This window comes from Microbulbifer maximicatervae (SeqCode) (genome assembly GCF_052467825.1).
In genome coordinates this window covers 1,198,962-1,223,142 of record NZ_CP174327.1, presented here as the reverse complement: position 1 = coordinate 1,223,142, position 24,181 = coordinate 1,198,962, and the positions used below count along the sequence as shown (strand labels likewise).

General features: G+C 51.9%; 25 protein-coding genes and 1 tRNA gene. 9 read left to right on the top strand and 17 right to left on the bottom strand.

Annotation, left to right across the window (positions count from 1 at the left end; translation table 11 throughout):
• The first annotated feature begins 182 nt into the window (after positions 1-182).
• Both ACJJII_RS05470 and ACJJII_RS05465 read left to right on the top strand, forming a co-directional pair.
• Positions 183-431, top strand: coding sequence for a hypothetical protein (locus ACJJII_RS05470; protein WP_444918564.1), 249 nt, complete (start codon positions 183-185; stop codon positions 429-431).
• Positions 432-445: 14 nt separating this feature from the next.
• Complete coding sequence (locus tag ACJJII_RS05465; protein ID WP_444918563.1) at positions 446-1,093, top strand: SOS response-associated peptidase family protein; 648 nt, start codon at positions 446-448, stop codon at positions 1,091-1,093.
• A 34-nt stretch (positions 1,094-1,127) separates the two neighbouring features.
• On the opposite strand, the gene ACJJII_RS05460 is transcribed toward ACJJII_RS05465, so the two are convergent.
• The 4 genes from ACJJII_RS05460 to ACJJII_RS05445 form a co-directional block, all read right to left on the bottom strand.
• On the bottom strand, positions 1,128-1,769 hold the full coding sequence (locus tag ACJJII_RS05460; protein WP_444918562.1) for a DUF6058 family natural product biosynthesis protein: 642 nt from the start codon (positions 1,767-1,769) through the stop codon (positions 1,128-1,130).
• 106 nt (positions 1,770-1,875) lie between these two features.
• Positions 1,876-2,673 carry a prolyl hydroxylase family protein gene (locus ACJJII_RS05455; RefSeq protein WP_444895711.1) on the bottom strand — a complete coding sequence of 266 codons (798 nt, stop codon included), beginning with the start codon at positions 2,671-2,673 and terminating at the stop codon, positions 1,876-1,878.
• A gap of 34 nt (positions 2,674-2,707) precedes the next feature.
• Positions 2,708-4,039 (bottom strand): aldehyde dehydrogenase family protein, encoded by a 1,332-nt coding sequence (locus ACJJII_RS05450; RefSeq protein ID WP_444918561.1) that lies wholly within the window; start codon positions 4,037-4,039, stop codon positions 2,708-2,710.
• A gap of 65 nt (positions 4,040-4,104) precedes the next feature.
• Positions 4,105-5,019 (bottom strand): CmcJ/NvfI family oxidoreductase, encoded by a 915-nt coding sequence (locus tag ACJJII_RS05445; protein ID WP_444895713.1) that lies wholly within the window; start codon positions 5,017-5,019, stop codon positions 4,105-4,107.
• Position 5,020: 1 nt separating this feature from the next.
• Between ACJJII_RS05445 and ACJJII_RS05440 the strand changes: the two genes are divergently transcribed.
• The 3 genes from ACJJII_RS05440 (at position 5,021) to ACJJII_RS05430 (ending at position 8,622) form a co-directional block, all read left to right on the top strand.
• Positions 5,021-6,052 carry a LysR family transcriptional regulator gene (locus tag ACJJII_RS05440; RefSeq protein WP_444918560.1) on the top strand — a complete coding sequence of 344 codons (1,032 nt, stop codon included), beginning with the start codon at positions 5,021-5,023 and terminating at the stop codon, positions 6,050-6,052.
• Complete coding sequence (locus ACJJII_RS05435; RefSeq protein WP_444918559.1) at positions 6,010-7,095, top strand: YHYH protein; 1,086 nt, start codon at positions 6,010-6,012, stop codon at positions 7,093-7,095. The genes ACJJII_RS05440 and ACJJII_RS05435 overlap by 43 nt, the downstream gene beginning before the upstream one ends.
• Before the next feature lie 189 nt (positions 7,096-7,284).
• The gene (locus tag ACJJII_RS05430; RefSeq protein WP_444918558.1) at positions 7,285-8,622 is read left to right on the top strand and encodes a dicarboxylate/amino acid:cation symporter; all 1,338 of its coding nucleotides are present in this window, start codon (positions 7,285-7,287) and stop codon (positions 8,620-8,622) included.
• Between the two features lie 37 nt (positions 8,623-8,659).
• Here ACJJII_RS05430 and ACJJII_RS05425 read toward each other — a convergent pair whose 3' ends face one another.
• From ACJJII_RS05425 to ACJJII_RS05370, 12 genes are all read right to left on the bottom strand, one after another.
• Positions 8,660-8,788 (bottom strand): DUF1810 family protein, encoded by a 129-nt coding sequence (locus ACJJII_RS05425; RefSeq protein ID WP_444918557.1) that lies wholly within the window; start codon positions 8,786-8,788, stop codon positions 8,660-8,662.
• A gap of 174 nt (positions 8,789-8,962) precedes the next feature.
• Positions 8,963-9,586: a GDSL-type esterase/lipase family protein gene (locus ACJJII_RS05420; RefSeq protein WP_444918556.1), complete on the bottom strand. Its 624-nt coding sequence runs from the start codon at positions 9,584-9,586 to the stop codon at positions 8,963-8,965.
• A 383-nt stretch (positions 9,587-9,969) separates the two neighbouring features.
• Complete coding sequence (locus ACJJII_RS05415) at positions 9,970-10,407, bottom strand: DUF1810 domain-containing protein (RefSeq protein ID WP_413663762.1); 438 nt, start codon at positions 10,405-10,407, stop codon at positions 9,970-9,972.
• 101 nt (positions 10,408-10,508) lie between these two features.
• Positions 10,509-11,189, bottom strand: a complete 681-nt coding sequence (locus tag ACJJII_RS05410; RefSeq protein WP_444918555.1) for a hypothetical protein — start codon at positions 11,187-11,189, stop codon at positions 10,509-10,511.
• A 333-nt stretch (positions 11,190-11,522) separates the two neighbouring features.
• The gene (locus tag ACJJII_RS05405) at positions 11,523-11,948 is read right to left on the bottom strand and encodes a hypothetical protein (protein WP_444918554.1); all 426 of its coding nucleotides are present in this window, start codon (positions 11,946-11,948) and stop codon (positions 11,523-11,525) included.
• A 17-nt stretch (positions 11,949-11,965) separates the two neighbouring features.
• Complete coding sequence (locus ACJJII_RS05400) at positions 11,966-12,451, bottom strand: hypothetical protein (protein ID WP_444918553.1); 486 nt, start codon at positions 12,449-12,451, stop codon at positions 11,966-11,968.
• 619 nt (positions 12,452-13,070) lie between these two features.
• A tRNA-Phe gene (locus ACJJII_RS05395) sits at positions 13,071-13,146 on the bottom strand.
• A 126-nt stretch (positions 13,147-13,272) separates the two neighbouring features.
• Positions 13,273-13,548, bottom strand: coding sequence for an oxidative damage protection protein (locus tag ACJJII_RS05390; protein ID WP_282930759.1), 276 nt, complete (start codon positions 13,546-13,548; stop codon positions 13,273-13,275).
• A 15-nt stretch (positions 13,549-13,563) separates the two neighbouring features.
• The gene (mutY, locus tag ACJJII_RS05385) at positions 13,564-14,649 is read right to left on the bottom strand and encodes an A/G-specific adenine glycosylase (RefSeq protein WP_444919258.1); all 1,086 of its coding nucleotides are present in this window, start codon (positions 14,647-14,649) and stop codon (positions 13,564-13,566) included.
• A gap of 79 nt (positions 14,650-14,728) precedes the next feature.
• Positions 14,729-16,888: an AsmA family protein gene (locus ACJJII_RS05380; RefSeq protein ID WP_444918552.1), complete on the bottom strand. Its 2,160-nt coding sequence runs from the start codon at positions 16,886-16,888 to the stop codon at positions 14,729-14,731.
• A gap of 176 nt (positions 16,889-17,064) precedes the next feature.
• Entirely contained in the window at positions 17,065-19,167 is a 2,103-nt protein-coding gene (locus ACJJII_RS05375; RefSeq protein WP_444918551.1) for a TonB-dependent receptor, read from the bottom strand.
• Between the two features lie 82 nt (positions 19,168-19,249).
• Positions 19,250-19,582, bottom strand: coding sequence for a hypothetical protein (locus ACJJII_RS05370; protein ID WP_444918550.1), 333 nt, complete (start codon positions 19,580-19,582; stop codon positions 19,250-19,252).
• Between the two features lie 83 nt (positions 19,583-19,665).
• On the opposite strand from ACJJII_RS05370, the gene hisB reads away from it, so the two are divergent.
• Genes hisB through hisF form a run of 4 tightly spaced genes read left to right on the top strand, consistent with a single transcriptional unit; the run spans position 19,666 to position 22,447 of the window.
• Positions 19,666-20,253 (top strand): imidazoleglycerol-phosphate dehydratase HisB, encoded by a 588-nt coding sequence (gene hisB, locus ACJJII_RS05365; protein WP_282930763.1) that lies wholly within the window; start codon positions 19,666-19,668, stop codon positions 20,251-20,253.
• Positions 20,253-20,906: an imidazole glycerol phosphate synthase subunit HisH gene (hisH, locus tag ACJJII_RS05360; RefSeq protein ID WP_444918549.1), complete on the top strand. Its 654-nt coding sequence runs from the start codon at positions 20,253-20,255 to the stop codon at positions 20,904-20,906. Before hisB ends, hisH begins: the two co-directional genes overlap by 1 nt.
• A gap of 48 nt (positions 20,907-20,954) precedes the next feature.
• Positions 20,955-21,686, top strand: coding sequence for a 1-(5-phosphoribosyl)-5-[(5-phosphoribosylamino)methylideneamino]imidazole-4-carboxamide isomerase (gene hisA / locus ACJJII_RS05355; RefSeq protein WP_413663754.1), 732 nt, complete (start codon positions 20,955-20,957; stop codon positions 21,684-21,686).
• Entirely contained in the window at positions 21,686-22,447 is a 762-nt protein-coding gene (hisF, locus tag ACJJII_RS05350) for an imidazole glycerol phosphate synthase subunit HisF (protein WP_282930766.1), read from the top strand. The genes hisA and hisF overlap by 1 nt, the downstream gene beginning before the upstream one ends.
• Before the next feature lie 51 nt (positions 22,448-22,498).
• Here hisF and ACJJII_RS05345 read toward each other — a convergent pair whose 3' ends face one another.
• Entirely contained in the window at positions 22,499-23,857 is a 1,359-nt protein-coding gene (locus ACJJII_RS05345) for a S41 family peptidase (protein ID WP_413663753.1), read from the bottom strand.
• Between the last annotated feature and the right edge of the window lie 324 nt (positions 23,858-24,181).

Genomic DNA, 24,181 nt, shown 5'->3' with positions numbered 1-24,181 from the left:
TAATTTTAGATTTATTTATTTTTTTGTTTGGTGGCTGGCGCGCCAATTATTTATGTTGAATTCCTAAGGAAAGTATTGCGTTCGTGTAATGGTGACAGTGACGTCAGTCTTCTGTTTCCTTGACAGGTTCACGTCAAATGAAGATATACTGTATTTTTGTACAGTATTGTAGGTGTTTAATTATGCGCCCCAGAGTTATAGTTTTTGATAATGAACCCATAAGAATTTGCCGCTATCGATCCAGTTATGACAATCGCCCTATGTACGCGATTAGTATTTTGAACTATGAAAAGTACGTACGTCGGTTTTCTGTTGCTGTGGGAGTGGATTTGCGCAAGGAATTGGAGTTAACCTTGTGCCAGATGAGAGGGATCGAGAGTAATTTAAGGTGGCTGTCCGAATATACTGAAAAAACCAGTTCAGCGGGATAAGTGGGAGGCTATGGGTGTGTAGTGTCTTTGATGTCAGTGATCATGCGGGTATGGAGCGCTTTCTCGATACCTATGGTATTCGGGGTGCCGGACATATGATTTACGGTAGACGCCGGAGGCCCACCCAGCAGGTGTCTATCATAACTACTCGGAAGGGTGCTGCTGAAATAGAAAATGCCATTTGGCATCTCTACCTTGAGAGGTATGGTGATACTTGGCGGCCCCATAAAAAATACTGGTCCATCAACAGTAATTGGAAAAAACTGGACTCCAGACCGGAATATCGCAAGTCCCGTTGCTTAATACCCGCTACCGCCTGGGTGGAAAGCCAAGGTGGCAAGTACCCGGTAGAATTCAGTTATGGTGAACCTTTTTTCTTTTGTGGTTTGTATAAAATCTGGGGAAATTTACTCAGTTGCTCAATCATTACTTTGGACTCCCACCCAGCCACTAAGCGCTACCATGAAAAGTCACTTCCCATGATTGCGCCCAATCGCCCAGATTTTGTAGAGTCCTGGTTAAATTGTACGGAGTTGACAGAAGATTTTGGCCCATTCCTGAAACCGTCCGTTGAGTATTCGGGGAAAATACTTACAGCTCATCCTTTGCTGAGGGCAACTTCTACGGAGTATATCGGGGACCCTATCCCCGTAATTGAATAATTATTTGCCCTGGGATATTGGTGTATAGAAAAATTTATATTGCACAACCTAAATTGTACTCCTGGCGTGGTATATCAATTAGCTTCGTTCTTGAGCTTATACTTCTTTCGTGAGGTGCAAAATATGCGCTGGTTTCATCTAGAAGATCTACAAAGCGATATAGCCGATGTATTTGTTTTTGGTTTAAATTATCTTGAGCAAGGAGTGCATTGATTTCTGTGCTAGCCAGCTCCTTTGCTGCTATATCTTCTGGCAGGCCACTGCGAGTACATAATCCATAAGTCCCCTCAATAAAGTGTTGCCATTCCTCTTCGATATGTTGAGAGATTCCGGATGAAAATTTTGGGTTTCTTGATTCGTATCTTAAATTTTGCAATTGAGCTATTTTAGCCATATATCGATTAGCAAAGCATTGATAAATAGAGTTAAAGTCTTGCTTAGCCTCTATGATACCAATCCAGCTGGCGTAGCCTTTTGCAAAGTACTCAACTGCCTGTTTTTCGGAGTGGGGTCCAAAAAAGGATTCACACTCCCATTGAATATTAAGCTTATAAGAGGGCTTTGGCATAACACCCTCATCCTGGTAGCGCTGCAATTGTAGTTCGCTGATTTGAGTAGCCTGAATAAGCTGCTCTTTAGTTAGGAAGTGTTTATCCAGATAATTAAGCAATTCCACTGAATGTGCTCCAAGGTAGAAATCGAATGGAATTCTAGCGCCTGGAGCACTTAATACTTCGATGTGAGCCGAAGCATCTTTTCCCTTTTAACAAGTCTTGGAGAATTTATTCCTGCAGGAAGAGAATATCCGTTCTAATAATATATTTGATTCCTCGGGTGATTGGAGTAGAGCTGTGAATTCTGTGTAAGGGATGCATTCCATGGGGGAAGCACAGTACGGCTCCGGCAGGTGTGCGGACATCGATGTCTAATAAAGAGTCCCGACTGGGTTGTTTTAGGGGGTCATCTGCATTCACCCTGAATCGGGTTGCACCACCTTCAAAATCTTCACTCAGCAGTACTAAAAACGTCATTTCACTATAGCGATCGGGGTAGCCATTGGTGATCAACTGGTTGTTGTCAATGCGGCTACCGGGCCAGGCGCCATCGGTGTGGAACTGGAAGAAATCTCCCTCACCATAGCGATAAAAGCGAAAACGCCGATTTATGCCAACAGCCTCTCTTCCACCAAAGTAACCATTTAAGTCCTGCGCCAGGTCTCGGCATCGCTGCCAGATCTGCCGCTCTGTAACCTCGTCAACCACCCAGGTCAGGTTGTCGTTATGGCGGACCTCCCGGGGCAGGGAGACGGCTGCATCCGGTAAATAACCCACCGCTTCAGTGATATCAATCAGCCCTTGGCATTCGTCTTTGGAAAAGACATTGAGCAATTGGAAGGCTCCGGGTACCTCGGCGATATCTCGTCGTGAAACCGGTTGCGGTGCTTGTTCGGCCAGCGCCGCCGGGTTTTTACTGCGTGTAGCCCAGGTGGGTAGAGCCGGGTGTTCTGCTCCGGGTTCGCGAGCGATAACAAAGAAGTCATCCAAGTGGGTGACAGTATCAATACTTTCAGTCGTGGACATCTGCTGTACTTCTATTGGAAAATTTTTCAAAAACTTAGCGGTTTAAAACGGTAATTTGGGCAAACTGCCGGTGCCCTTCAGCTCCACCGTGGAAGCCAAAGCCACTTTGCTTGGCGCCCACCCAAGGTGAGCCGCCGGCGCCCTGGTTGATGCCAATCATTCCCGCTTGCAGCTGGCTGGCGACTTGCTCGGCCTGTTTGCTTTCACCAAACACAACCGCACCAAGACCGTAAACAGAGTTATTGGCCCGCTCGACCACATCGTCTACTGAGCTAAAGCGGTCGATGGCTACGATAGGCCCAAAAGTCTCATCATCTTCCACCAGCATGCCCGGTCGAATACCGCTGATAACTGTGGGCGGAATAAACGGCACCTGTGGATCGCGCTCCCCTAGAAGAAGCTTTGCGCCTTTATTCAGGGCATCGTGGATATGCTCCACTACCTTTTGATGTTGGCGGTGATTAACCAAGGGGCCGATATCCACCTGTGGCTCCTGCCACCCGCCGACACGATACTGCTTCGCCAATGCCACCACGGCATTTTCGAATTTATCGGCAATTTTTTCGTCCACATAAATACGCTCTGTGGAGGTACACATCTGGCCTGAATTCTCAAAACTGGAGCCAACGGCAAATTGTGCCGCCTGGGGAATATTGGCGCTCTGCAACACGATCATTGGGTCATTGCCACCCAACTCCATAACCAGGCGTTTCAATGCCGGAGCGGCATTGGCCATAATTTTTTGGCCCGTTGTTCGCGATCCAGTAAAGGCGACCATATTGATGGGGGATTTCACCAGGGCTTCACCGGTTGCGCCATCGCCGTGAGCAATTTGTAAAATGTCCTGGGGCAAGGTTTGATTGAGTGTTTTCACCAATAAGTCAGCGACCAATGGCGATTCTTCTGAAGGTTTTAAAATCACAGCGTTGCCGGCGACCAGGGCGGGAACAACCAGGTTATTGGCCATGGCAAGTGGATAATTCCAGGGGGAGATAACCGCAACAACGCCCAGTGGTCGATATTGAATTTCGCTACCGCCACTGCGTTTTGCCCGCAGGGCCTCTCCGGCATCCCCCGCTAACCAGGCACCGCCTTGGACTACGCCGCCGGCTTCATACTGTGCACGCCGGGCATCTTTGCCCATTTCACGGCTGATAAGTTGTGTCAGCTCTCTCTCTTCCGCATTCAGTTTTGTGTAAGCCTGCTGAAGTAGTTGTACCCGCTCCTGAAGAGATTTACTCGACCACACTCGCTGCGCTTTGTGGGCTTTCTCCACCATGTCCTGAATATCTTGGGGCTTGCTGACAGGTAGCGATCCGATGGCCTCTCCGGTTAGTGGATCAATCGATTGAAGTATATTTTCCATAATGAGGTCTCACTCAATCCGGCCACTTTATTGAGTGGCCGGGTGTTTTCTTAAAAGCGTTGGTGTTATTGGTCAAACAGGACAATAGTGCGAATTTCCAGGCTGGTTCTGCGTGGTGCCCCTGCACTTCCCGGCAGGTCGAAAGCGCAGTGGGGAACACCAGTTACATCGCCTCGGTGCTGGCTATCGAAGACTCGCAGTAAAATGCCTTCGCCGGGCTGCATGTCGCTAAACCAAATCCAGCGGTGAACCGGGTTGAAACTCAACACCGAAATCTGCCCTTTTCGCTCTGGGTAAATTAATCGCATATTGTGGAAATCACTGGCGGCGACAGTGCGCAGGTCCACCATTGCCAACGGTGACTCCTGCACCGGGCGCAATAGGGGCAGCCAGAGATTAATAAACTGGTAGCGCGGATAATCTGATGGCTTGTACCCCCGGGCCTCCAGGGTTTCCTTTAGCTGGCGCTCTGCGGACCAGGGTGTGTAGTCGTTGTGCACCAATTTCACCGGGGATCGGCGACTGCGACTCAGCTCCGGTGCCGCATCAGTCGATGGTTGGGCTCGTAACGTGTGGTCAAAGGTCAGTACCTTTGCTGCACCCAGGTGAGCGCCTATCCAGGATTCAATAGCTGGATACCATTGGGTGCGAATCAACTGGTCGCGCTCCTCAGGGCTGGGGCTACTCCCTGAGGGTTGGTCCAGCGCGTGTAGCGCATCATCCAGCTGGCGCAGGTTTATGCCGAGCATAGGGCGTACAAGCTCAAATCCCTGGGTATCGAGACGAAAACGCTCCCCGGCGGTTTTCAGGGCGCGACCATCGTAGATGTGAACCTGCTGGGAAATAACATTCTCGACCAGATTGGCGGGCCCGGGGCCCTCTGAACGCTTGTCGTACACCAGATCGCTACTGGGATCAGCGTAGTGAATAATTGCTGTAACTAATTGATCCTGAAAGGAGGATCGGGCTGCGGTTTGCATAGTGAACTCTCCCCCCACCGAAGTGGATGCCATACGGGCCAATCTACTCACAATGCTAGGGTTACGTGGATACAATGAAAACCAAGTAACAGTTGTGAGTGATACAGGTTTGAGCAGAAATCATCGGGCGAACCCACTGGAGAGGCTGGAGTTACGTCAACTTCGCTTAATGAACGCTATCTTGCGGGAACTGAACTTATCCCGGGTGGCTGACCAGCTGGGTGTGAGCCAGCAAACGGTCAGTGAACAATTGAAACGCCTGCGGGAAATCTTCGATGACCGGCTGTTTATTCGCACCAGCAACGGTGTTATTCCCACCCCCCTGGCCGAGCGCCTGGCTCCCAAATTGGATGAGATCCTGAATAATGTCGCGGCGCTGCTGCGTACGGATGAATTTGACCCGGCACAGCATCGGGGCATCTTTACCATCAGTGCAACAGACTTTGAGCAGCGGGTGGTACTGCCGGTTCTCCTCAAGCAACTGCGTCAGCAGGCCCCGGATATAAAAGTCGTGGTGCTTAAGTTGGAGATTGATCGCATGGCCCAGCAACTGCAAACCGGTGAAGTGGATCTGGTGTTTAGCACGCCGGGATTTGTGCCGGATAACAGTCCCAGCATGTTGTTGTATCGAGAGCGCTACGTCTGCGTATGCTGCCAGCACACCGAAATGCCGCACAGCGCCAGTCAGCCCTTGGGAATGGAAGAGTTGGCAGCTTTGCCACAGCTGGTGGTATCACCTTCCAGGGGGGATCTGCGGGGCATGGCGGATAGTTGGTTTGAGCAGTTTGGTTTGGAGCGCAATGTGGTGCTGTCTGTCCCCTCTTTTGCCGCCGCAGCCGAGTGCATTGCCTCTACCAATACCGTTGCCTTTTTGCCCTCGCGACTGTTGCCTGATCCCCGACTAAAAACACTGCCTATTGTCGAACAGCCCCCGGGGTTTGATGTGATTGCCGCCTGGCATACTCGCAGCAGTCAGGACCCATTGCACAAGTGGATTCGCACCCTATTGGCACAACAATTTCCCAGCAGTTAGTAAGAGAGGTAGCGCTGCTAAACTTGAGCATTCCAAGTGTTCCGGTAGTGGTCGCCATGCGTGTAGCATTTTTTCTGCTGATATTTTTAAGCGCTTCTGTTTACGCTCATACCAATTTTACCGAGCAAATGGGTATCCCCCACTTATTTGCCAAAGACGCACTGGTTGAGGAAATTAAAAAAGTGGATTGCACCCTCTCTGAGGGGCGCAAGACCCAATGCTGGATGATCGTGGTAAAGGCAGAGCCCAAGCATAAAATGGGGCCTTGGTGTCCACGCAATGTTGTCGACCCAATTACGTCTGGCGGCATGATGTTTATCAAGCAGCAGATAGTGCCGATTGATGGACCTTTCGTTAAAAATGCTGCGACCTTTTTCTCTGATCCAAAATGGAGCCTATATGATCCTAAAACTGGGGCGATAAAGGTTACCGATTCGAAGCAGGCTTGCGAGATGGCCGCGCGGCCTGATGTGGCACCGCAATACAACAATTACTGCGTGGAGTGCCTGGCCAGCTATATGGGCCCGGATTTTCATACCCGCTACCTGATCCCCGTACAGCCTGCCAAGGCCAAGGCCAAGTCAAAGCAGAATCCCGATGGTTTTTCCGGCTATGGGGTTGCTTTTAATGGGGTTAAATTTGATATCGCCGCGCCCATCGGTGCAATTTTAGGTGCACATACCTTAGCGCCAGTGGATGCCTGCGGTGGTCATGTAAACCCCCATGTGGGCTATCACTACCACGCTGCCCTGGGTTGCAGCCAAGCCTACCCGTCTGCCGCAAGTCATGCTGCGATTGTCGGTGTCGCCATAGATGGCTACCTGATCTATGCGCGGGAGAATGCCGATGGCCGCGAGCCCGGTGACCTGGATGAATGTCGTGGCCATGAGTTTGCAGACCTGGGCTACCACTACCACGCCAACCTCGCTGCAGAAAACGATATCTTGCATTGCCTAAAAGGGGAGAGAGGTTGTGCCCTGACCGGCAATCAAAGCCAGTGCGATTTCTCCCACCGGGGACCTCCCGGACCACCCAGGCGTTAACTCAGGCCCGATTGTTGCTTCAAATAGTGAAAGACGAAGAGAGTCTCAGCGCTCTTTTTGGTATTGATATCAATAAATGGCGTCGAATAACTGTCTTATAAGCCCAGGACTTGATCTGACCGTCAGGTTTCCTTAATGGCCTTGGGAGATAATGCCTCTAACTATTTCAGGTAATCCGGAATACCAACAATGAGCAATGGTACAAATTTCTATCTGATCCGAATGGTGGAATCCCTCGGTGTGCTGGTGCGCACTCGCCTGTGGATGCAGATAGTGGTCGCCATGATCCTGGGGCTAACTGTCGGCCTGCTGCTATCTCCTGAAGGGGCCGCGCTGGTGAGCCAGGATCTCAGTACGGCATTGGCCAGCTGGTTTAAGCTGCCGGGCTCCATCTTTCTGAATATGATCCAGATGGTGGTGATACCGCTGATTATGTCCTCAATCATCCTGGGGCTCAGTGGCAGCGGGAACGTCAGTCAGCTTAAACGTGTCGGACTGCGCATCGCTCCCTACTTTGTCGGCACTACCACTGTTGCGGTGATTATCGGCATTATCCTGGTCCAGTTGATCCAACCCGGTGACTATATCGATGAGTCCCTGCTCAGCGCCGCCACTGAGTTACAGGTTGCGAGTGCCCCCCAGGTGATGGAGTCCAAACCGCTTCCCGAGCGTATTGCTGAATTGATTCCCGCAAACCTCAACGAAAGTATCGCCATGCGCAATATGTTGCAGCTGGTGGTCTACGCGATTTTTATTGGTGTTGCCGTGATGCTGTTGCCGCAAAAGCAGCGGGAAACCGCGGTATACGCTTTTGGCATTATTCAGGAGGTGGCACTTAAAGTGGTTGGCTGGGCCATGCTGTTTGCGCCCCTGGCCGTATTTGGCCTCCTGGCAGATATTGCTATTCGTGTGGGCCTCACTGCAATTCTGGGAATGTCTGTGTATGTGGGCACCGTGATTCTGGGACTACTTATTCTTCTCAGTTTTTACCTGATAATTGTTTCCCTGGTGACCTCCGTCGGCCCGATCACATTTTTGCAGAGAATTAGCGGAGTGCAGCTGCTGGCATTCTCCACATCCAGCTCTGCTGCGGTAATGCCGCTGTCAATGAAAGTTGCAGAAAGTCCCCTGGGAGTAAAACCATCCATCGCCAAATTTATTGTGCCCCTGGGCGCTACTGTGAATATGGATGGCACGGCGCTCTATCAGGTAATCGCTGCGGTGTTCTTAACTCAGGTATATGGAATCGACCTGACAACCGCGCAGCTAGTGGGGCTGACAGTGACTACCGTTGGCGCTTCAATTGGTTCTCCCAGTACGCCGGGTGTCGGTATCGTAATCCTGGCGACAATTCTGGCCGGTATTGGTGTCCCGCCGGAAGGTATTGCGCTGATTCTGGGGGTGGATCGGATTCTGGATATGTGTCGTACCGCAGTCAATGTGACCGGGGATCTGACAGCCTGTCTGGTGATGGACCGCTTGTTAGGCAGCGACAACCTGGAGGAGGAAGCCGCCCAAACGGCCTGACTGTTAAAGTGATGGCTTAAGTGAGGGTTCCCGGTTTCTATTGCGGCATAACTAGAATTTCCAGAGTACGAGGGTCTTTTTGACCTTCGTAGTATTTCTCCAGGATTGTATCAAATAAAGTTCTGCCCTCTTCTGCCAATGCGGATAAGGCCATAGAATATTTCACCTTCAAATCTTAATTACTTCTAATGTATCTAAAGGAAGCTTGAAATAGAGAAAAATTGGCATATGTAAAGTATGGGTGATCTTTATAATATGAAAAAACAAATATAAATTATTTAATATCGTTCCAGTCTTTATATTTTTTATAATTTATCTGATTAAAAAATATGTAGAAATACTAAAAGTAATTTTTAGAGATAAAATCCCAAGTCTGTTCATACAGTAATTGATGTCCCTTGGAATTTGCATGGAGGCCATCCTCTGAGAGAAGGGTAATAAATTCCTGATCTCGCCATAAATTGTCAAACTCCAGTATGGGGATCATTTCGGCAGTGGCAGATTCTTTCATAGCTTGGTTATAAAGGTTCGCATCAGCCTGATAGAAATAGCTATCACTATTCCGAAAGGGAGTAGTTCGTTGCTCATCGAACGGAATGCCTGTCATTAGGAAGGACGGCGCGATGGTTTTAGACGTTTGTAACAGCTGTCGCACTGTTTGACGGAAAGAGTCCAGCGCTACAGAATTCTCAGCCTTTGGTCCCCCGATGCGGCAAATATCATTGAAACCAGGATATATCCCGATTAAGTGTGGCCTTCTTGGAGGCAGTTCTCGGGAAAGTCTTATGGCTAAAGAGTTCGTGTTCTCTCCGAATATTCCCAGAGCGTAAACTATATTATTGGGATCTAAAGCTTCGAACCGAAACCGGAATCGTTGAACAAATCCGCCTAGTTCTGTATCACCTTTTCCATAGATAGAACTGGAGCCAATAAAGACAATTTTTTTGGGGACTCTTCGTGCCATAGAAAATCACTAATTTGACTGAACTTTGGATTTTATTTGCCGTTACCATTATAGACATTGACCAAGTCCAGGTTGTATTGATTAGTATCAAATCGTGATTTCGAAAAGTTGAGAGTCCAAGGCTGGAGTAGGAATAGCCTTGTTAAAAGACAATTAGAAATCGAATGGAGAGAGTTCTAAGGTGGGCTGTAGATTTACAGTTTCTTTGGAGGGGGGGAAGAGGTGCTGATCGGCTTGGCTTAAAATGATGAGGAAAATTTAATATGGGTAGAGTGGTAGATTCTGTGAGTATGGATACTACAGTTTGTACGCCAATATAATGGTTCAGATTATGATTGCCATCCAGCCTTCCGATCATAAAAAAGCTCCACCCTTGCAGGTAACTAATGTTGGACAGGAACTTTCAGTATCTCGAAAGTACGAAGGTCCTTCTGTCCTTCATAGTATTTTTCCAGCACCTCTTCAAATAGCTTGTCTTTGGGATCGGCGATAGAAAATAGCGTCATGGATGACTTAAGTTTTACATCATCCGGTGAGCCGAATATCTGGTAAGCGGAGTAATTATTCAGTTGCAATAACTCCTTGCAGCACTCTTTGAGTCTGGGCCCGAGCACAGGGTGCTCCAGGTAAGCCCGGGCTTCATCCAGGTTTTTAATTGCAAAATGTTCGGATGTCGCGCTGTGCCCCAGGCCGGAGATTTGGGGGAATATATACCACATCCAGTGGGAGCGCTTATGGCCGCTATGCAACTCACTCAGGGCACTTTCATAAGAGCTTTCTTGCGCCGTCACAAAACGCTCAAGGTGAAATGGTTGGGCCATGCTTTGATTCCCTTTATTCTTATTCCTTTGCAGGCCCAAGGTTAGCAGCAATAAGGATGAATGCGAGAGGATGAACTGCCTGACGGCTGAACTTCCACCAATTAATTGATATTCATCATGATCTCAGCAAGGGCGGGCTCTTTGGCTCCCACTGGAGAATCTCCCAATAGGTTCTTCATATCGGCATAGGAAAGTTGAATTAGCCGATGTATGTCATTGGAGGTGTCAGCAGTACAAGGAAAACTACCGCTGACAAAGACGGAAATTGAATTTGTTCGCTGAGTATTAAAAATACGAATTTCCCGCCTGAAAAAATCATTGCCGCGACAGGATGCCGCTCTTCCTGATGGAATACTATTGCCTGCGGGAACGCTTAGCAGTACATCTTTGGATCTTTCTTCAAAGGGGCCACGTCTATAGATCAACATTTCTCGTAGTCCTTTAGACACTGGATGGTTAAACTCCAGACCGCTAATTGCGTCGATAACCTGCAAGCTTTCAACATCGTAGTAGCTGTGAGCTTGTCGATCGAAGGGGCCCTTTAACCCATAGAGAAGCTCCCGCAAACGTCGGGAGACTAGCGACTTGACGGGCTGCTTTTCAATCTCTCCAATAAGTTCAGGATCGGTCGGCAAATAGAAATTACCAAATTCCTTTAATAGGGCCTTGGATTCACGACTTGCTTCCTCATTTTGGAACAGCTTATCGAGTAAGGCTCGAATTGAAACTGATTGGTTGTTATCATCAATTTGTAGTTCCAGCTCATTGTTTCCTATTTTCACCCGTAGGGAACCATTACTTTCACTTTTATAGAGTAAAAAACAAAAGCTCAAAACAATAAGAGCAATGATACTTCCATAAATAAAATGAACACTCTTATTCGGCTTCCCTGCTGGCATATATACCTCTGAAACTTAGCTATAACTTTTTTGTGGTTCACTGCTTAGGTGCAAAAAGCCGCGCATTCTACAGTAGGTAGGGTGTTGGTCCAATTAAATATCTATCTTACGCTTGATATTTTTGATTGAAATGGTATTGGCCGAAAAGTTACAGGCTGAGATGATTAGGAAAGGGAAGTGAAATGATTCAAAATACTGTTAAGCTGATTTTTACCTTTAAAAAATACAATTAATATCAGGGTGCCTTCTTATTGCAGAAAGTTTAACTTCGTTGAATGTTACAGCGTAATGGCGCGATTTTTCTGGGGTGTATTTTAATTGTTGAATTTTTTCAAGTTCTGTAAGATTAGGCTCAAAGTCAGCATTGTCTTTATAAAATTTCAAGCTTACTAAAGTGGATAAGCAGTTTGGATATTTTTCTTCATCTAAACCTGGGATATTCGCTATTTTGCTTCCCATGTAGCTTTCTGCCATCAAGGTTAAATTGTTATTTTTTAATTCATTGGTTGCATGTTCTTGAGCTAGTGCCCGGGCTTCATTGAGGATGTTGTCATTGCCTTCTTTTCCGTATAGAAAGCTGTAAATTGATGAGAATAAAATAAGCATTAAAGAGGCTGTGCCAACTAGTATATAGTTCTTCATGTTGTATTCTTTTGTGGTTACAATTCTCTTGGTAAAAGACCAACGGATGTATGCATATATTCTGGCTTGCCAAGAAACCTGATAGATTCTTCGGCCTCTTTAAGAGGGATTAGTATTGGGTTTTTATTTTTCTCAAAGATAGCTACATATCTTGAGTTTACTTCTATTTTTTCCGGTTTTCCACAGCTTGATCCTTGCCGATGAACGCTAATGAATTTAGGCTGTGGATCTCCCCATCCATATAAAACTATAAAGCCAGTTTGTGCGTCGTATGGATGGTTGGTGTAATGATGATCAACATGGATTTCAACAATAGCGATATTACTAGAATTTTCAATTTTCTGAATAAAATAATCTTTTTCAGGTTTTGGGTATACGTATGTAAATTCTTTATCTGGAGACAGTGGGGGAATAGCGATCTTCTTTTGAATGATTGGCGCACATGCAGTAGATAAAGAGGGGGAAGTGACAAATATAAGGAGAGATATTTCTTTGAGTGTCATTGTTCTGATCCATCCCGCCTAGTTGTTGAAATATAGAAGTTGGTATAAAGGCTAAGTTTCTATTCTTCAGATATTTTTCTAGTTGAAAATTGATTCATTGTTAATGGTCAAAATAGGTAATATTTTCTCACAGTTTCTATTTTCAAGAGCGGAGATAATTAAACATTAATTTGCCCAGATAATACTTATTATAGGTGCTCCTTAAGTTAGATGTCACTTAGCGCTAAGGCGTGGTAGGGCCTTACTAACAAAAACAATTGCCAAAATAGATGAAAAGGGGAGGGTTTCCATCAAGCATAATCCAATAATTAATGAGGTCGAGAAGAAATAAAGCAATCTCTTAAAAAGCTGCACTTTGAGGTAGAAGGGGTGAAAGGACTCATGAAGAGGGTGGGGGAAATGGGTCGAGGTGTAAGCTTTCTAGTCCTAATGAGTTAAAAGCAAAAAGAATTTTTAAGGTGAAATGGGGGTTGGTGGGGTTAACAGGGCTGGATGAAAAGCGGACAAGCGTAGCAGAAGGGTGGGTGATTAATAAGTATGCCCTAGATTTGAAAGCTAGAGTTTCGTTGTGAATCAAGCATAAAAAAAGCCCCATCCTTGCGGATGAGGCTTTTTAATATGGTGCCCGGAGGCGGAATCGAACCACCGACACGGGGATTTTCAATCCCCTGCTCTACCGACTGAGCTATCCGGGCTTTGCGATCTTGCTGGGCTTCCCCTGCGTCGCGAGGCGCGTATTAAAGCCCTTCCCCGGGTCAGAGTCAACCCCTTGATTATAAAAAAGTTTTTTTTCTTTGCCGGGAAAGCTTCGGGGCCTTGTGTTACTGCTGTTCCGGCGGAACGTAACCGTCGGCTGCGTCGTATTCCTCGCCGCTTAAGAACTTCATCATCTGCTCGCTCAAGTAGGCGCGGCTTGAGGGTTCCATCATGTTCAGGTGCTTTTCGTTAATCAGCATGGTCTGGTGGGACATCCACTCCAGCCAGGCTTTTTTGGAAACGTTCTCGAAGATATCCATGCCTTTGGGGCCGGGGAAGGGCGGTGCATCCAGACCTTCCAATTCCTCTTGGTACTTGCGGCAGAATACGGTTCTGGACATGGACTCCTCCTGGTTTTAGTCGGCAGTGGTCGGCGTGAGCAGGGGAGCCTGCAGCGCCAGTAGTTGTTTTGCCAGCTTGACGATAGGGGCGGGTAGCCCCAGTTCCTGGGCCGCACGAGGGCGGTTTAAACGCCGCAGTTTATACCAGCCAGCGCCGCTCTCCGCCACCTGTGCAGGGACTTTGCTCAGTTGTACCCACACCGGGGAAATATCCAGGTGAAAGTGAGTGAAGGTGTGTCGCAGGGTCGGCAGGGTCTGGACGTCACTGGCACGCCAGCGCTTTGCCTTGAGCCAGTCGCTGCTATTGTCGGCTTCAGGTGGGCTCCAGAGTCCGCCCCAGATACCGCTGGGCGGGCGCTGTTCCAGATAGATTTCACCTTTGTGTTCAAGCAAGAGCAGGGTGGCGCTGCGCACCGGCTTTTCCTTGCGCGGTTTCTTGCCGGGGTAATCCTGTGGGTTGCCCTGGGCGTGAGCCACACAGGATTTTTTCACCGGGCATTCCTCGCAGCGGGGTTTCGAGCGGGTGCACAGGGTGGCACCCAGGTCCATCATCACCTGGGTGTAGTCGTTAACGCGTTGGTTTGGGGTGTAGGTCTCGGCCAGTTGCCACAGTTGATTGGCAACTGCGGTCTGTCCGGGCCAGCCCTCCACGGCGTGAAAGCGAGCCAGCACCCGTTTGACGTTGCCATCGAGGATCGGCGCCCTGAGTCGCATACTGATACTGGCAATAGCGCCAGCGGTGGAGCGGCCTATGCCGCTTAATTCGGTCAGTTCCTCTACGTCCTGGGGAAACTCCCCGCCGTATTCCTCCAGCACCGTCTGGGCGCACTTGTGCAGGTTGCGGGCGCGGGCGTAGTAGCCGAGGCCGCTCCAGTGAGCCAGGACTTTGTCTTGAGGCGCTCGGGCGAGACTTTCCAGGGTGGGGAAGCTCTGCATAAAGCGCTCAAAGTAGGGAATCACCGTGGTGACCTGGGTCTGTTGCAGCATGATTTCGGACACCCAAACCCGATAGGGGTTGATGTCCTGCTGCCAGGGCAGGTCTTTGCGCCCGTGTTTGTCGAACCATTTCAGGACGGCATTTTGGAACTGCTTTGGGGTCATGGGGATACTGCGGGCTGGAATCTGTGGTTGAACGCTGGAGTTGTGCACCGGGTGGACCCCGGTGCACTTTAGCGGGGCCTTAACGGCCGAAGAGATTTTTCAATTTTTCTTTCAGTTCGTCGACCTTTTCTTCAACTTTATCGCCATATTTCTTTTCGGCTTTGTGCTTCAGTTCTTCCCGCAGCAAGTCGTCGAGGCGGCGGCTGTCGGGTTTACAGGTGCTGATGTTCACATCGTCGAAGTCGCCCTTGCAGCGCAGCGGCAGCGGGCGATTGCGCCAGCGCTTGTTGCGCACGGTACAGCCGTCGGCGGAGGTGCTCTCGCCCACCAGGGCCAGGCCGAGCTTGAAGTCGAAGTCCTGTTTCTTCAGGTCCACCTCTCCGTCACCGGTCAGGGCGATATTTTCGATACCGGCGAGAATTTCGCTCACATCTACCTGGTCGCCTTTCACCGCGATGGTGGCGCGAAGGTCCTGCAGTCCGGTGCTATTGGGCCAGTCCCGGGTGGGCATTTCGGTATTTTCCGCGTAGCTGAACAGCTGGCACATGTTTTTCTCCAGGTTGAATGGAGAAATCGACATTTCCTTGCTGGAAACCTCAACGGAGGCGCGCAGGTTTTTCTCTAAGGCTGTGGATGTTTTACCTTTGGTGCTGGCACTCCAGTTAACGCTGGCTTCCCCAGCCAGCTGGACGTCTTCACTGGGGAAGAGGGCAGCTTGGACCTTGCCGATATCGACATTGGTGAGACCGCCGCGCATCTGCGCCTCGGCGGACTGGGCGCGAGCGTTGAGCTGGCCATTCGTGTTCAGCTGGCCACCATAGATATCGGCGCTCAATTTTTGCAGGCGGTAGAGGCCGTTATCCACGGTGAGTTGGATTTCCGGGCTGTCCATTTGCAGGTCAGCGGCTTGCAGTTGGTCCAGTGCCAGGCTGATATTGGCGTTGAAGCCGCGCAGGTCGCTCAGTGGCAGGGGTTCTGCCGCGGGCGGCTTGGCTGCTACTGTTCTCTTTGGTTTTTCTGCGGTTTCAGTTTGATCACTCTGTGTCGCCTGCTCTCCCGGCTTTTTGCTTTCAGCGGCAGGAGCTTGCGCACTCTGTGCTTCCACTCCCTCGGTTTGTTCCGCCGAAGCGGCTCCAGCCTCATCTTCGTTCGAAGGGGGCAGATAGTTATCCAGATTAAAGGCGCCGCCGCGCAGGTTCAGGTCCAGCCCGGGCATTTCTGCGTTGCGCAACTGGGCGTTGCCGCTAAAGGTGACGTCGTCCAGTTTCAATTGCAGCGGTGTTAGGTCGAGCTTTTGCTCTGTACCTTCCACACTCGCTTCGATACTCAGCTTTTGCAGTGCCGCTTTATCGCGGGTATCGATTTCGGTGCCCGTCAGTTCAAACCAGGGGCGCAGAGGGTCGGCATTGGCGTTGACGTTTAGTTGTATACGCCAGGGCTGGGTGTTGCTGTCCCTGCGCAGGTAGCCGCGCATATGCAGGCTGGCCTTGGCGCTGTTCTCAGAGGTGAGGTCTACTTGTAGCGGTTGCAGGCGCAGCCCATTGAGGCCCTCATCCAGGGCGAGGGTGCTATCAATTTTAAGCTTCAGCGGGTGTTTGAGGTCGCTGCCGGTAAGGTCTGCTGCGGCAGTGAGTTTGCCCGGCTCGCCACCCGGCACCAGGTTGATAACGCTTACCTGCAGGTCTTGGACTTTGTACTCTTTGTTGGTCTGGGCATCGCTGTAGAGCACCACGCCCTTCTCGATACGCAGCTTTTGCAGACTCAGGTCGACCTGTTGTTGTGAAGGCTCTTCCTGTTCCTTGGGGATGGAGAGTTTGGGAGGTTGCTTGCTCTGCGCTTCCAGGGCCTCGCTGATCAGTTCCCAGTTACCGCGTCCCTCCTTGTCAACGGTGAGCTCAATTTGCGGAGCCACCAGGACGATTTCTTCAGCTTCCACTTTGCGCTGTAGAAGAGGTTTGAGAGCGACACCGATGGCAATTTTATCCGCCTTGACCAGAGTCTGCTTTGGCAGTTTTAGCGGTGCAAGTTGAACGTCTTCCAGTTGCAGGCCGAGCTTGGGCCACAGCTGCCAGCCGATATCGCCTTCGAGCTGCAGGGAGATGCCCTGCTTGGCGGCGAGCTTTTCCAGCTGCGGTTTGTACTGGTTGATATCGAGCCCTGCGAGTAGCCAAGCGACGGCGCCGGCGAGAAGCAGGAAGACGATCAAAAGAGCGATAAAAGTGCGCTTGATCCAGGCCATGGAGTGCATTGTCCCTGTTTATTTACAGAAAGTGAGTCATGTAATACTACATGTCAGACGTCACAGCGCGGCTAGATGTTCCCGCGCACTTCTACGTAGAGGGTATGCCGGAATTGTAGGAGATACAGCCCCGCGAGGCTGGGAAAGCGCTGCGGGGCCATTGAAGCAGGTGTTTATTAGAAAATAAACCGCACACCGGCTTCGACACTGCGGCCCGCTTCGGGAGCGTAATCGCGCAGCAGAGAGGTGGAGTTGCGAATTTCTTCGTCGAGCAGGTTGCGGGCACTGGCGAAGATCACCGCATTGCTGCTGCCGATATTGAGGTTGTAGTGGGCACTCAGGTCCATGCGAGTGTAGCCGTCAGTTTCCTCTTCGTAGGCACCGGCGCGATCCTGGTCCGCAGCTTCAGTCGTGCGCCACTCCCAGCCCCACTGGTCGTATTCCGCCCCCAGGGCGAGACCCAGGCGCAGGGGAGGCATGCGGGGCACATCGGAACTCTCACCGGCGATATCTTCGTCGAAGTTCGCGCGCACAACATCGCCAAACAGAGTCAGGTAGAAGTTGCTGCGCAGGGGAAATTTCACCGAGGCTTCAGCACCGTAGAAGGTGGCATCGCGGTTGCCATAGGCGTAGATGGGCAGCTCTTCTTCAAACAACTCATTGGTGTTTTGCGCGTAGATGTAGTCGCCGATGCGGTTGTAGAAGACGCTGGCTTCAATCTGCGCTGCATGCCAGCCACTGGCCGCTTCGTTGTGGTGGTGATAGCCCAACTCCAGGTTAATGGATCGTTCTTTGTCCAGGTCACTGTTGCCAATTAAGTATGTACCCTCGGCCAGGTGCTCGCCGTCGGCAAACAGCTCTTCGGCTACCGGGGCGCGTTCGGAGCGGGTGGCACCGACGCTGATATGCTGGTGCTCTTGCAAGAAGTACTGCAGGGTAGCGCTGGTGCTGAACAGGTTGAAGTCGCGATCCTCTGCGGTCTCCGGGTCGACATCGACACGCTCAATACGCGCGCCCAGGTCCAGGTGCCAGTTGCCCCATTCGCGTTCCTTCATAGTGAAGAGGCCGGCGCTGCGGGTGCGGGAGGGCTGGATAAATGCCCCTTCGTCAGAGGTAAAGTCTTTATCGGACAACTGCAGACCGTAGGCGCCACGCCACTCACTATCGTTGTCGTGGGTGATTTCCAAGCGACCTTCCCAGGCTTCGTTGGCATAGCGGGTACCGGCTGCGTCCTCTTCCAACTCTACGTGCTCGTAGTCGTTATAGCCGATACGCAGGCGTAACTTGTCCCAATAGTTGCTGTTAAAGCGGTGCTCGCCTTTGAGGTCGTAGCGAGTCTGCGCCATATCGATACGCACAGCTTCGGCTTCGCTCTCCTCCTCATGCTCTTCGTGTTCCTCGTGATCGTCCTCGTCGTGCTCCTCATCATCGTGGTGGTGCTCGTGAGTGCCGAGGGGGATACCGTAGTTGTTTTCCAGCTTGTTTACTGACAGGCCGATGTAGCCACTTTCAGTAATCCAGGAAACACCGCCGCTGTAGCTGTGAGCGCGGGCATTGGTGTTGCCGACGAAGCCGTCGGTGTTGAACTCTTCCTCGTGCTCGCCTTCGTCCTCGTCGTGCTCTTCATGTTCCTCGTGCTCGACAATAGCGAGGCCGGGGATTTCCGTGTCGTCGTTTTCGCGATAGACACCGTCGAAGTACCAGGCCAGCTGCCCGGTACCGCCGGTAAAGCGGAATACCGAGGCATCCTGGCTGTTGGCAGTGTCGTGGCGCATCTCAACCGCGCCTTCAACTTCCTCGGGTACCTCAGTGGGGATGCGACCGTCGATAATATTTACCACCCCGCCGATAGCGCCGCTGCCGTAGCGCAGTGCCGCCGGTCCGCGCAGTATCTCGATGCGCTCCGCCAGTAGAGGTTCGATACTAGCGGCGTGATCGGCGCTGGTGTTGGAGGCGTCAGAGACATCCAGGTTGTCGTTCAGGATCTTCACCCGGTTGGCGCTCTGGCCGCGAATAACCGGCAGGCCCACGCCACTGCCAAAGGAGGCGTTGGCCACTCCCGGCTGGTTCTTCAGGGTTTCGCCCAGGGTGGCGGAAGCGGCTTTGCGCAGGGTCTCGCCGGAGAGCACCGATACCGGGGCAGCTACTGCGTCGGCGGGCTTATCCAGGGGAGATACGGTGACGTTAACTTCTTCCAGTTTGTTGCTGTCTTCTGCGGCGCAAATAGCGGGCACGGCCAAGCTGGCAATAGCCAGGGCCAAAGTATTGAACTTAGTCATTGTTTTTTATTCCTGTCACAGGCGGACAATGCCATACGCGCTCCAGCGCGGGCATTCACTAAAAAATATCGGTTTTTGGGTGTTAGCTGAGTGACAGGAAGAAGGGAGGGGCGCGCGCACTCTGGCGCTCTGGCTGGCAATCGCGCGCGGTTGGCGCAGAGGGCCGTTCATAGTGACTTTGGGGCTCAGCCTGTACGAGCAATGGCTCGCTGCCGAGTGCTGCAGGTGAATGCATGCAACACAGGTCACACATCTCTACCTGGGTGTTGCCCAGGTGAAAGTGCTCCGCCCACAGCGGCTGAGCTGCTACTACGGCGAGTAACAGGAACAGGCTGGCCCAGTAATGGGATTTTCGGCGCGTTAGAGTAACCATGCGGTGCATGATAGGGCTAAACAAATACGAATCAAGTTTCATCTGACACTAGAGAACCACAGGGGGTGTCATTCATCCTATAATTTGCGCCCTCTGTCTTATCGTGCAAATAAGGATCGCTTTCGATGCGTACAGCTAGCGTCACCCGTGACACCCTGGAAACCAAGATTCAAGTCAGCGTTAACCTGGACGGCCAAGGTCATGGCAAGTTCGCGACTGGGGTTCCTTTCCTGGAGCATATGCTCGATCAAATTGCCCGCCACGGCATGATCGACATGGACATTAGCTGCGATGGCGATATTCATATCGATGACCATCATACGGTGGAAGATATCGGCATTACCCTGGGCAAAGCCATTACCGAAGCGCTGGGAGATAAAAAGGGGATGACCCGTTACGGCCACAGCTATGTCCCATTGGATGAGGCGCTTTCCCGGGTCGTAATCGACTTCTCCGGGCGGCCCGGCCTGGTTATGGATGTGCCTTTCACCCAGAAGCGGATCGGCAACTTTGATACCGAACTGTTTTTTGAGTTCTTCCAGGGCTTCGTCAATCACGCGCTGGTAACCGTACATATTGATTGCCTACGCGGCCACAACGCTCACCATCAGGTGGAAACTGTATTTAAAGCCTTTGGCCGCGCCCTGCGTATGGCGTTGACCCCGGACCCCCGTATGGCCGGCACTATGCCCTCCACCAAAGGAGTCTTGTGATGGGTAAGATCGCAGTACTCGATTACGGTATGGGCAACCTGCACTCGGTGGCCAGCGCCCTGAACAAGGTGGCGCCGGAGGCCGAGGTGGTGCTGGCACAGACGCCGGATCAGGCCGAGGACGCAGAGCGCCTGGTGGTGCCCGGTGTGGGTGCCATTCGGGATTGTATGGCAGGGTTTGTCGATGCGGGTTTTTCGCCGCTGCTTCGCGAGGCCATCAGTGTGGGTACCCCGGTGCTGGGTATCTGTGTGGGTATGCAGATCATGATGCACCACAGCGAGGAGAATAATGGCGTTGATTGCCTGGGGATTTTCCCGGAGCCGGTGAAGTTCTTCGGCGACAACATTCCCTCGGCGCAGAGTGCCGAACGGCTCAAGGTGCCCCATATGGGCTGGAATAGTGTTCAGCAGCGGCAGCCGCACCCCATGTGGGCCGATATTGCCGATGGCAGCCGTTTCTACTTTGTCCACAGTTACTATGTGCCGGCTGCTGAAAATCCGGATATTGCCGGGCAAGCCGAATACGGCATTCCCCTGGCTGCCGCAGTTGCCAGGGAGAATATCTTCGCCACCCAGTTCCACCCGGAGAAGAGTGCCGAGGCTGGCTTGCAGCTGCTAAAGAACTTTGTCCACTGGAACGGCCGGGCCCAATAGACCCAGCTCACCGATCACACTGAAATTACTGCCGACGTAAGAAAAGACATGATTGTAATTCCCGCGATAGATTTAAAAGACGGCCAATGCGTGCGCCTGCGCCAGGGCGAGATGGATGACGCCACTGTATTTTCCGATGATCCCCTGGCTACAGCTCAGCATTGGGTGAACGAGGGAGCCAAGCGACTGCACCTGGTGGATTTGAACGGCGCCTTCGCCGGCAACCCGGTGAACGGTGAAGCGGTAACTGCTATCGCCAAACAGTTTCCCGATTTACCGGTGCAAATTGGCGGAGGCATTCGCGATTTGCACACTATCGAGCGCTATCTGGATGCCGGTGTGCAGTGGGGGATTATCGGCACTGCGGCGGTAAAAAATCCCAAGCTGGTGGAAGAGGCGTGTCGCGAGTTTGAGGGCCATATTATTGTCGGGCTCGATGCCAAAGATGGCTTGGTGGCTACTGAGGGCTGGGCTGAGGTTTCCGAGCTGAAGGCCACAGAATTGGCCAAGCGCTTTGCCGATTGTGGCGTCAGCTCTATTGTTTATACAGATATTGCCCGCGACGGGATGATGCAAGGCGTCAATATTGAGGCGACTCTGGAAATGGCCCGCGCAGTGCAGGTGCCTATTATTGCCTCCGGCGGTGTCAGCAGCATTGAGGACATTGAACAGCTGTTGGATGCCGGTGAAATCTACGGTGCGATTACCGGCCGGGCGATCTACGAAGACAAGTTGAACCTGCGCGAAGCGCAGCAGCTTTGCGACCAACGGAACAAATAATGGCTCTGGCGAAACGTATTATTCCCTGTCTCGATGTGGACAACGGCCGTGTGGTGAAGGGTGTTAACTTTGTCGATATTCGCGATGCCGGCGACCCGGTGGAAATTGCCCGCCGCTACAACGAAGCGGGCGCGGATGAAGTCACTTTCCTCGATATCACCGCCACCCACGAGCAGCGCGATACCATCCTGCACACCGTGGAGAAAATGGCCCACGAGGTGTTTATCCCCCTCACTGTTGGCGGCGGTGTGCGCACCTTGCAAGATATCCGCAATCTGCTGAATGCCGGTGCGGACAAGACTGCAATCAATTCAGCGGCAGTGAAAAACCCCGAGTTTGTACGCGAGGCCGCCGAGCGCTTTGGCAGCCAGTGTATTGTGGTGGCCATTGATGCCAAACAGGTGGGAGAGGGCCGCTGGGAGATCTTCACTCATGGCGGGCGCCAGCCCACTGGCATTGATGCAGTGGCCTGGGCTCGGCAGATGGCCGAATACGGTGCCGGCGAAATCCTGCTGACCAGTATGGATCGCGACGGCACCAAGAACGGTTTTGACCTGGCCCTGACCCGGGCGGTTACTGAGGCGGTTCAAGTGCCAGTCATTGCTTCCGGTGGTGTGGGAGACCTACAGCACCTGGCGGATGGCGTATTGCACGGTGGTGCGGATGCGGTATTGGCTGCGAGTATTTTTCACTTCGGCGAATACACCATTGCCGAAGCGAAAGCGTTTATGCACAGCGCAGGGATTGAAATGCGGTTGTAGGTAATGCTGGGGTAGTCTTGCACGGCGGGCCCTGGGCCCGCCGTACTTTGCTTACTGCTGTTCGTCTGCGCGGGCAAGGCGCTCGCGCAAACCCCTGTCCCTGTGAGCGTAGAGATTGAGGCCCTTGAGTACATTGAGGGCTTCGAAGATTTGGTTGTCACGATCCATCCAGTCTTCCCGTTCTTCCTGTTCTCTCGAGCGGTCTTCAGAAGTCCGGTCGGCACCACCGTTACCGTTGTCCAGATGCCCGGCCAAATCAGCTTCAGTGGGCCTGGGAGAGTCGTCCAAGCGGGTGACTTTCACCCGCTCTACCACGATATCCGGTGTGATGCCCTGGGCCTGGATTGAGCGGCCATTGGGAGTGAAGTAGAGCGCGGTTGTCAGCTTGATGGCGCGTTCATTATTGATAGGGATTACTGTTTGTACCGATCCCTTGCCGAAGCTGTCGGTGCCCATCACCACTGCGCGGCGGTGGTCCTGTAGGGCGCCGGCGACAATTTCCGCTGCAGAGGCGGAGCCCGCGTTGATTAATACAACCAGCGGAGCGCCTTCGGTTAAATCGCCCGGCTCGGCGGAATAGCTCAGGTTGGCGGCTTCATTGCGGCCTTCGGTGTAGACCACCAGGCCCTCTTCCAAAAATGCATCCGCTACTTCCACCGAGGATTGCAGCACGCCACCGGGATTGTTGCGCAGGTCGATAACCAGCCCTTTAAGTGCGCCTTTCTTCTGCAACTTGATCAGCTCGTCGGCCACATCGGCGCCGGTGTCCAGCTGAAACTGGCTGATGCGCAGATAACCGTAGCCATCATCGAGGACTTTGCTGCGCACACTGCGCACGCGCACGGTGTCTCGCTTGAGGGTGACATCGAAAGGCTCTTTAAAACCTTTGCGAGCGATGGTCAGGGTGACACTGCTTCCTTTGGGCCCGCGCATCCACTCCACCGCTTCATCCAGGCTCACGCCCTTCATGGATTTGCCCGACAAGCGCAGTATGACATCGCCGGCCTTGAGGCCAGCGCGGGAGGCGGGGGTGTCGTCCATGGGGGTGACGACGGTGATATGGTCGTTTTCGATGCCCACCTCGATCCCTAGGCCGGCAAACTCACCGGTGGTGTTGGCTTGTAAATCGTCAAAGGATCGGCGATCAAGATAGGAGGAGTGCGGGTCTAGGCCTTGCAGCATGCCCTTGATGGCGTATTCCAGCAGGGTGCGGTCGTCCACTTCCTCGATATAGCCCTGGCGAATTTGCTCGAAAACTTTGGCAAAGCTGCGCAGATCTTCCAGCGGCAGGCGGGCTTCAGTGTCTGCAGCCACCTGGGAATGGCTATCGCCGTCGGTCAAACCCATTAAAGGCAGGGCTGTCAGAGCGGCTGCGCCGATCAAGGTTGTCAGCGCCTTGGGGATAAACATGTTGTTGTGACCTCTGCCTTATTTCTTCGCTGCTTTGCGAAAGTGTAGACCGCAGAGATTGGCAGGGATTCTAAGCGGACGCCAAATTCTACAGTGTCACGATCTTAGTCGTCATAAGCCCAGGGGTCTTACACCTGGGTTGGCTCCCGCTCTTATTCTCTTTTGGCGATAAAAAAGCCGATACTCCGCAGCTTTTCGTCGTGGTGCTTTCTCATTTAATTAGCACAGCGGCGGGAGTCGTGAGATGAAGTGGGGAGCATTAGGCGGGTGTGTAATCCCGATCGCTGTGATTTGCGAGGGGGCTCCATAACGGGTGCGTGGAAA

Bases quoted from the DNA above. Each gene is read 5' to 3' on its own strand.
- ACJJII_RS05405 (WP_444918554.1), bottom strand. From the start codon at position 11,948: ATGAAGAACTATATACTAGTTGGCACAGCCTCTTTAATGCTTATTTTA.
- ACJJII_RS05380 (WP_444918552.1), bottom strand. From the start codon at position 16,888: ATGGCCTGGATCAAGCGCACTTTTATCGCTCTTTTGATCGTCTTCCTG.
- ACJJII_RS05375 (WP_444918551.1), bottom strand. From the start codon at position 19,167: ATGACTAAGTTCAATACTTTGGCCCTGGCTATTGCCAGCTTGGCCGTG.
- hisA (WP_413663754.1), top strand. From the start codon at position 20,955: ATGATTGTAATTCCCGCGATAGATTTAAAAGACGGCCAATGCGTGCGC.
- ACJJII_RS05455 (WP_444895711.1), bottom strand. From the start codon at position 2,673: ATGTCCACGACTGAAAGTATTGATACTGTCACCCACTTGGATGACTTC.
- ACJJII_RS05370 (WP_444918550.1), bottom strand. From the start codon at position 19,582: ATGAAACTTGATTCGTATTTGTTTAGCCCTATCATGCACCGCATGGTT.
- ACJJII_RS05450 (WP_444918561.1), bottom strand. From the start codon at position 4,039: ATGGAAAATATACTTCAATCGATTGATCCACTAACCGGAGAGGCCATC.
- ACJJII_RS05445 (WP_444895713.1), bottom strand. From the start codon at position 5,019: ATGCAAACCGCAGCCCGATCCTCCTTTCAGGATCAATTAGTTACAGCA.
- ACJJII_RS05470 (WP_444918564.1), top strand. From the start codon at position 183: ATGCGCCCCAGAGTTATAGTTTTTGATAATGAACCCATAAGAATTTGC.
- ACJJII_RS05430 (WP_444918558.1), top strand. From the start codon at position 7,285: ATGAGCAATGGTACAAATTTCTATCTGATCCGAATGGTGGAATCCCTC.
- ACJJII_RS05415 (WP_413663762.1), bottom strand. From the start codon at position 10,407: ATGGCCCAACCATTTCACCTTGAGCGTTTTGTGACGGCGCAAGAAAGC.
- mutY (WP_444919258.1), bottom strand. From the start codon at position 14,649: ATGACCCCAAAGCAGTTCCAAAATGCCGTCCTGAAATGGTTCGACAAA.
- hisH (WP_444918549.1), top strand. From the start codon at position 20,253: ATGGGTAAGATCGCAGTACTCGATTACGGTATGGGCAACCTGCACTCG.
- hisB (WP_282930763.1), top strand. From the start codon at position 19,666: ATGCGTACAGCTAGCGTCACCCGTGACACCCTGGAAACCAAGATTCAA.
- ACJJII_RS05400 (WP_444918553.1), bottom strand. From the start codon at position 12,451: ATGACACTCAAAGAAATATCTCTCCTTATATTTGTCACTTCCCCCTCT.
- ACJJII_RS05345 (WP_413663753.1), bottom strand. From the start codon at position 23,857: ATGTTTATCCCCAAGGCGCTGACAACCTTGATCGGCGCAGCCGCTCTG.
- ACJJII_RS05390 (WP_282930759.1), bottom strand. From the start codon at position 13,548: ATGTCCAGAACCGTATTCTGCCGCAAGTACCAAGAGGAATTGGAAGGT.
- hisF (WP_282930766.1), top strand. From the start codon at position 21,686: ATGGCTCTGGCGAAACGTATTATTCCCTGTCTCGATGTGGACAACGGC.
- ACJJII_RS05420 (WP_444918556.1), bottom strand. From the start codon at position 9,586: ATGGCACGAAGAGTCCCCAAAAAAATTGTCTTTATTGGCTCCAGTTCT.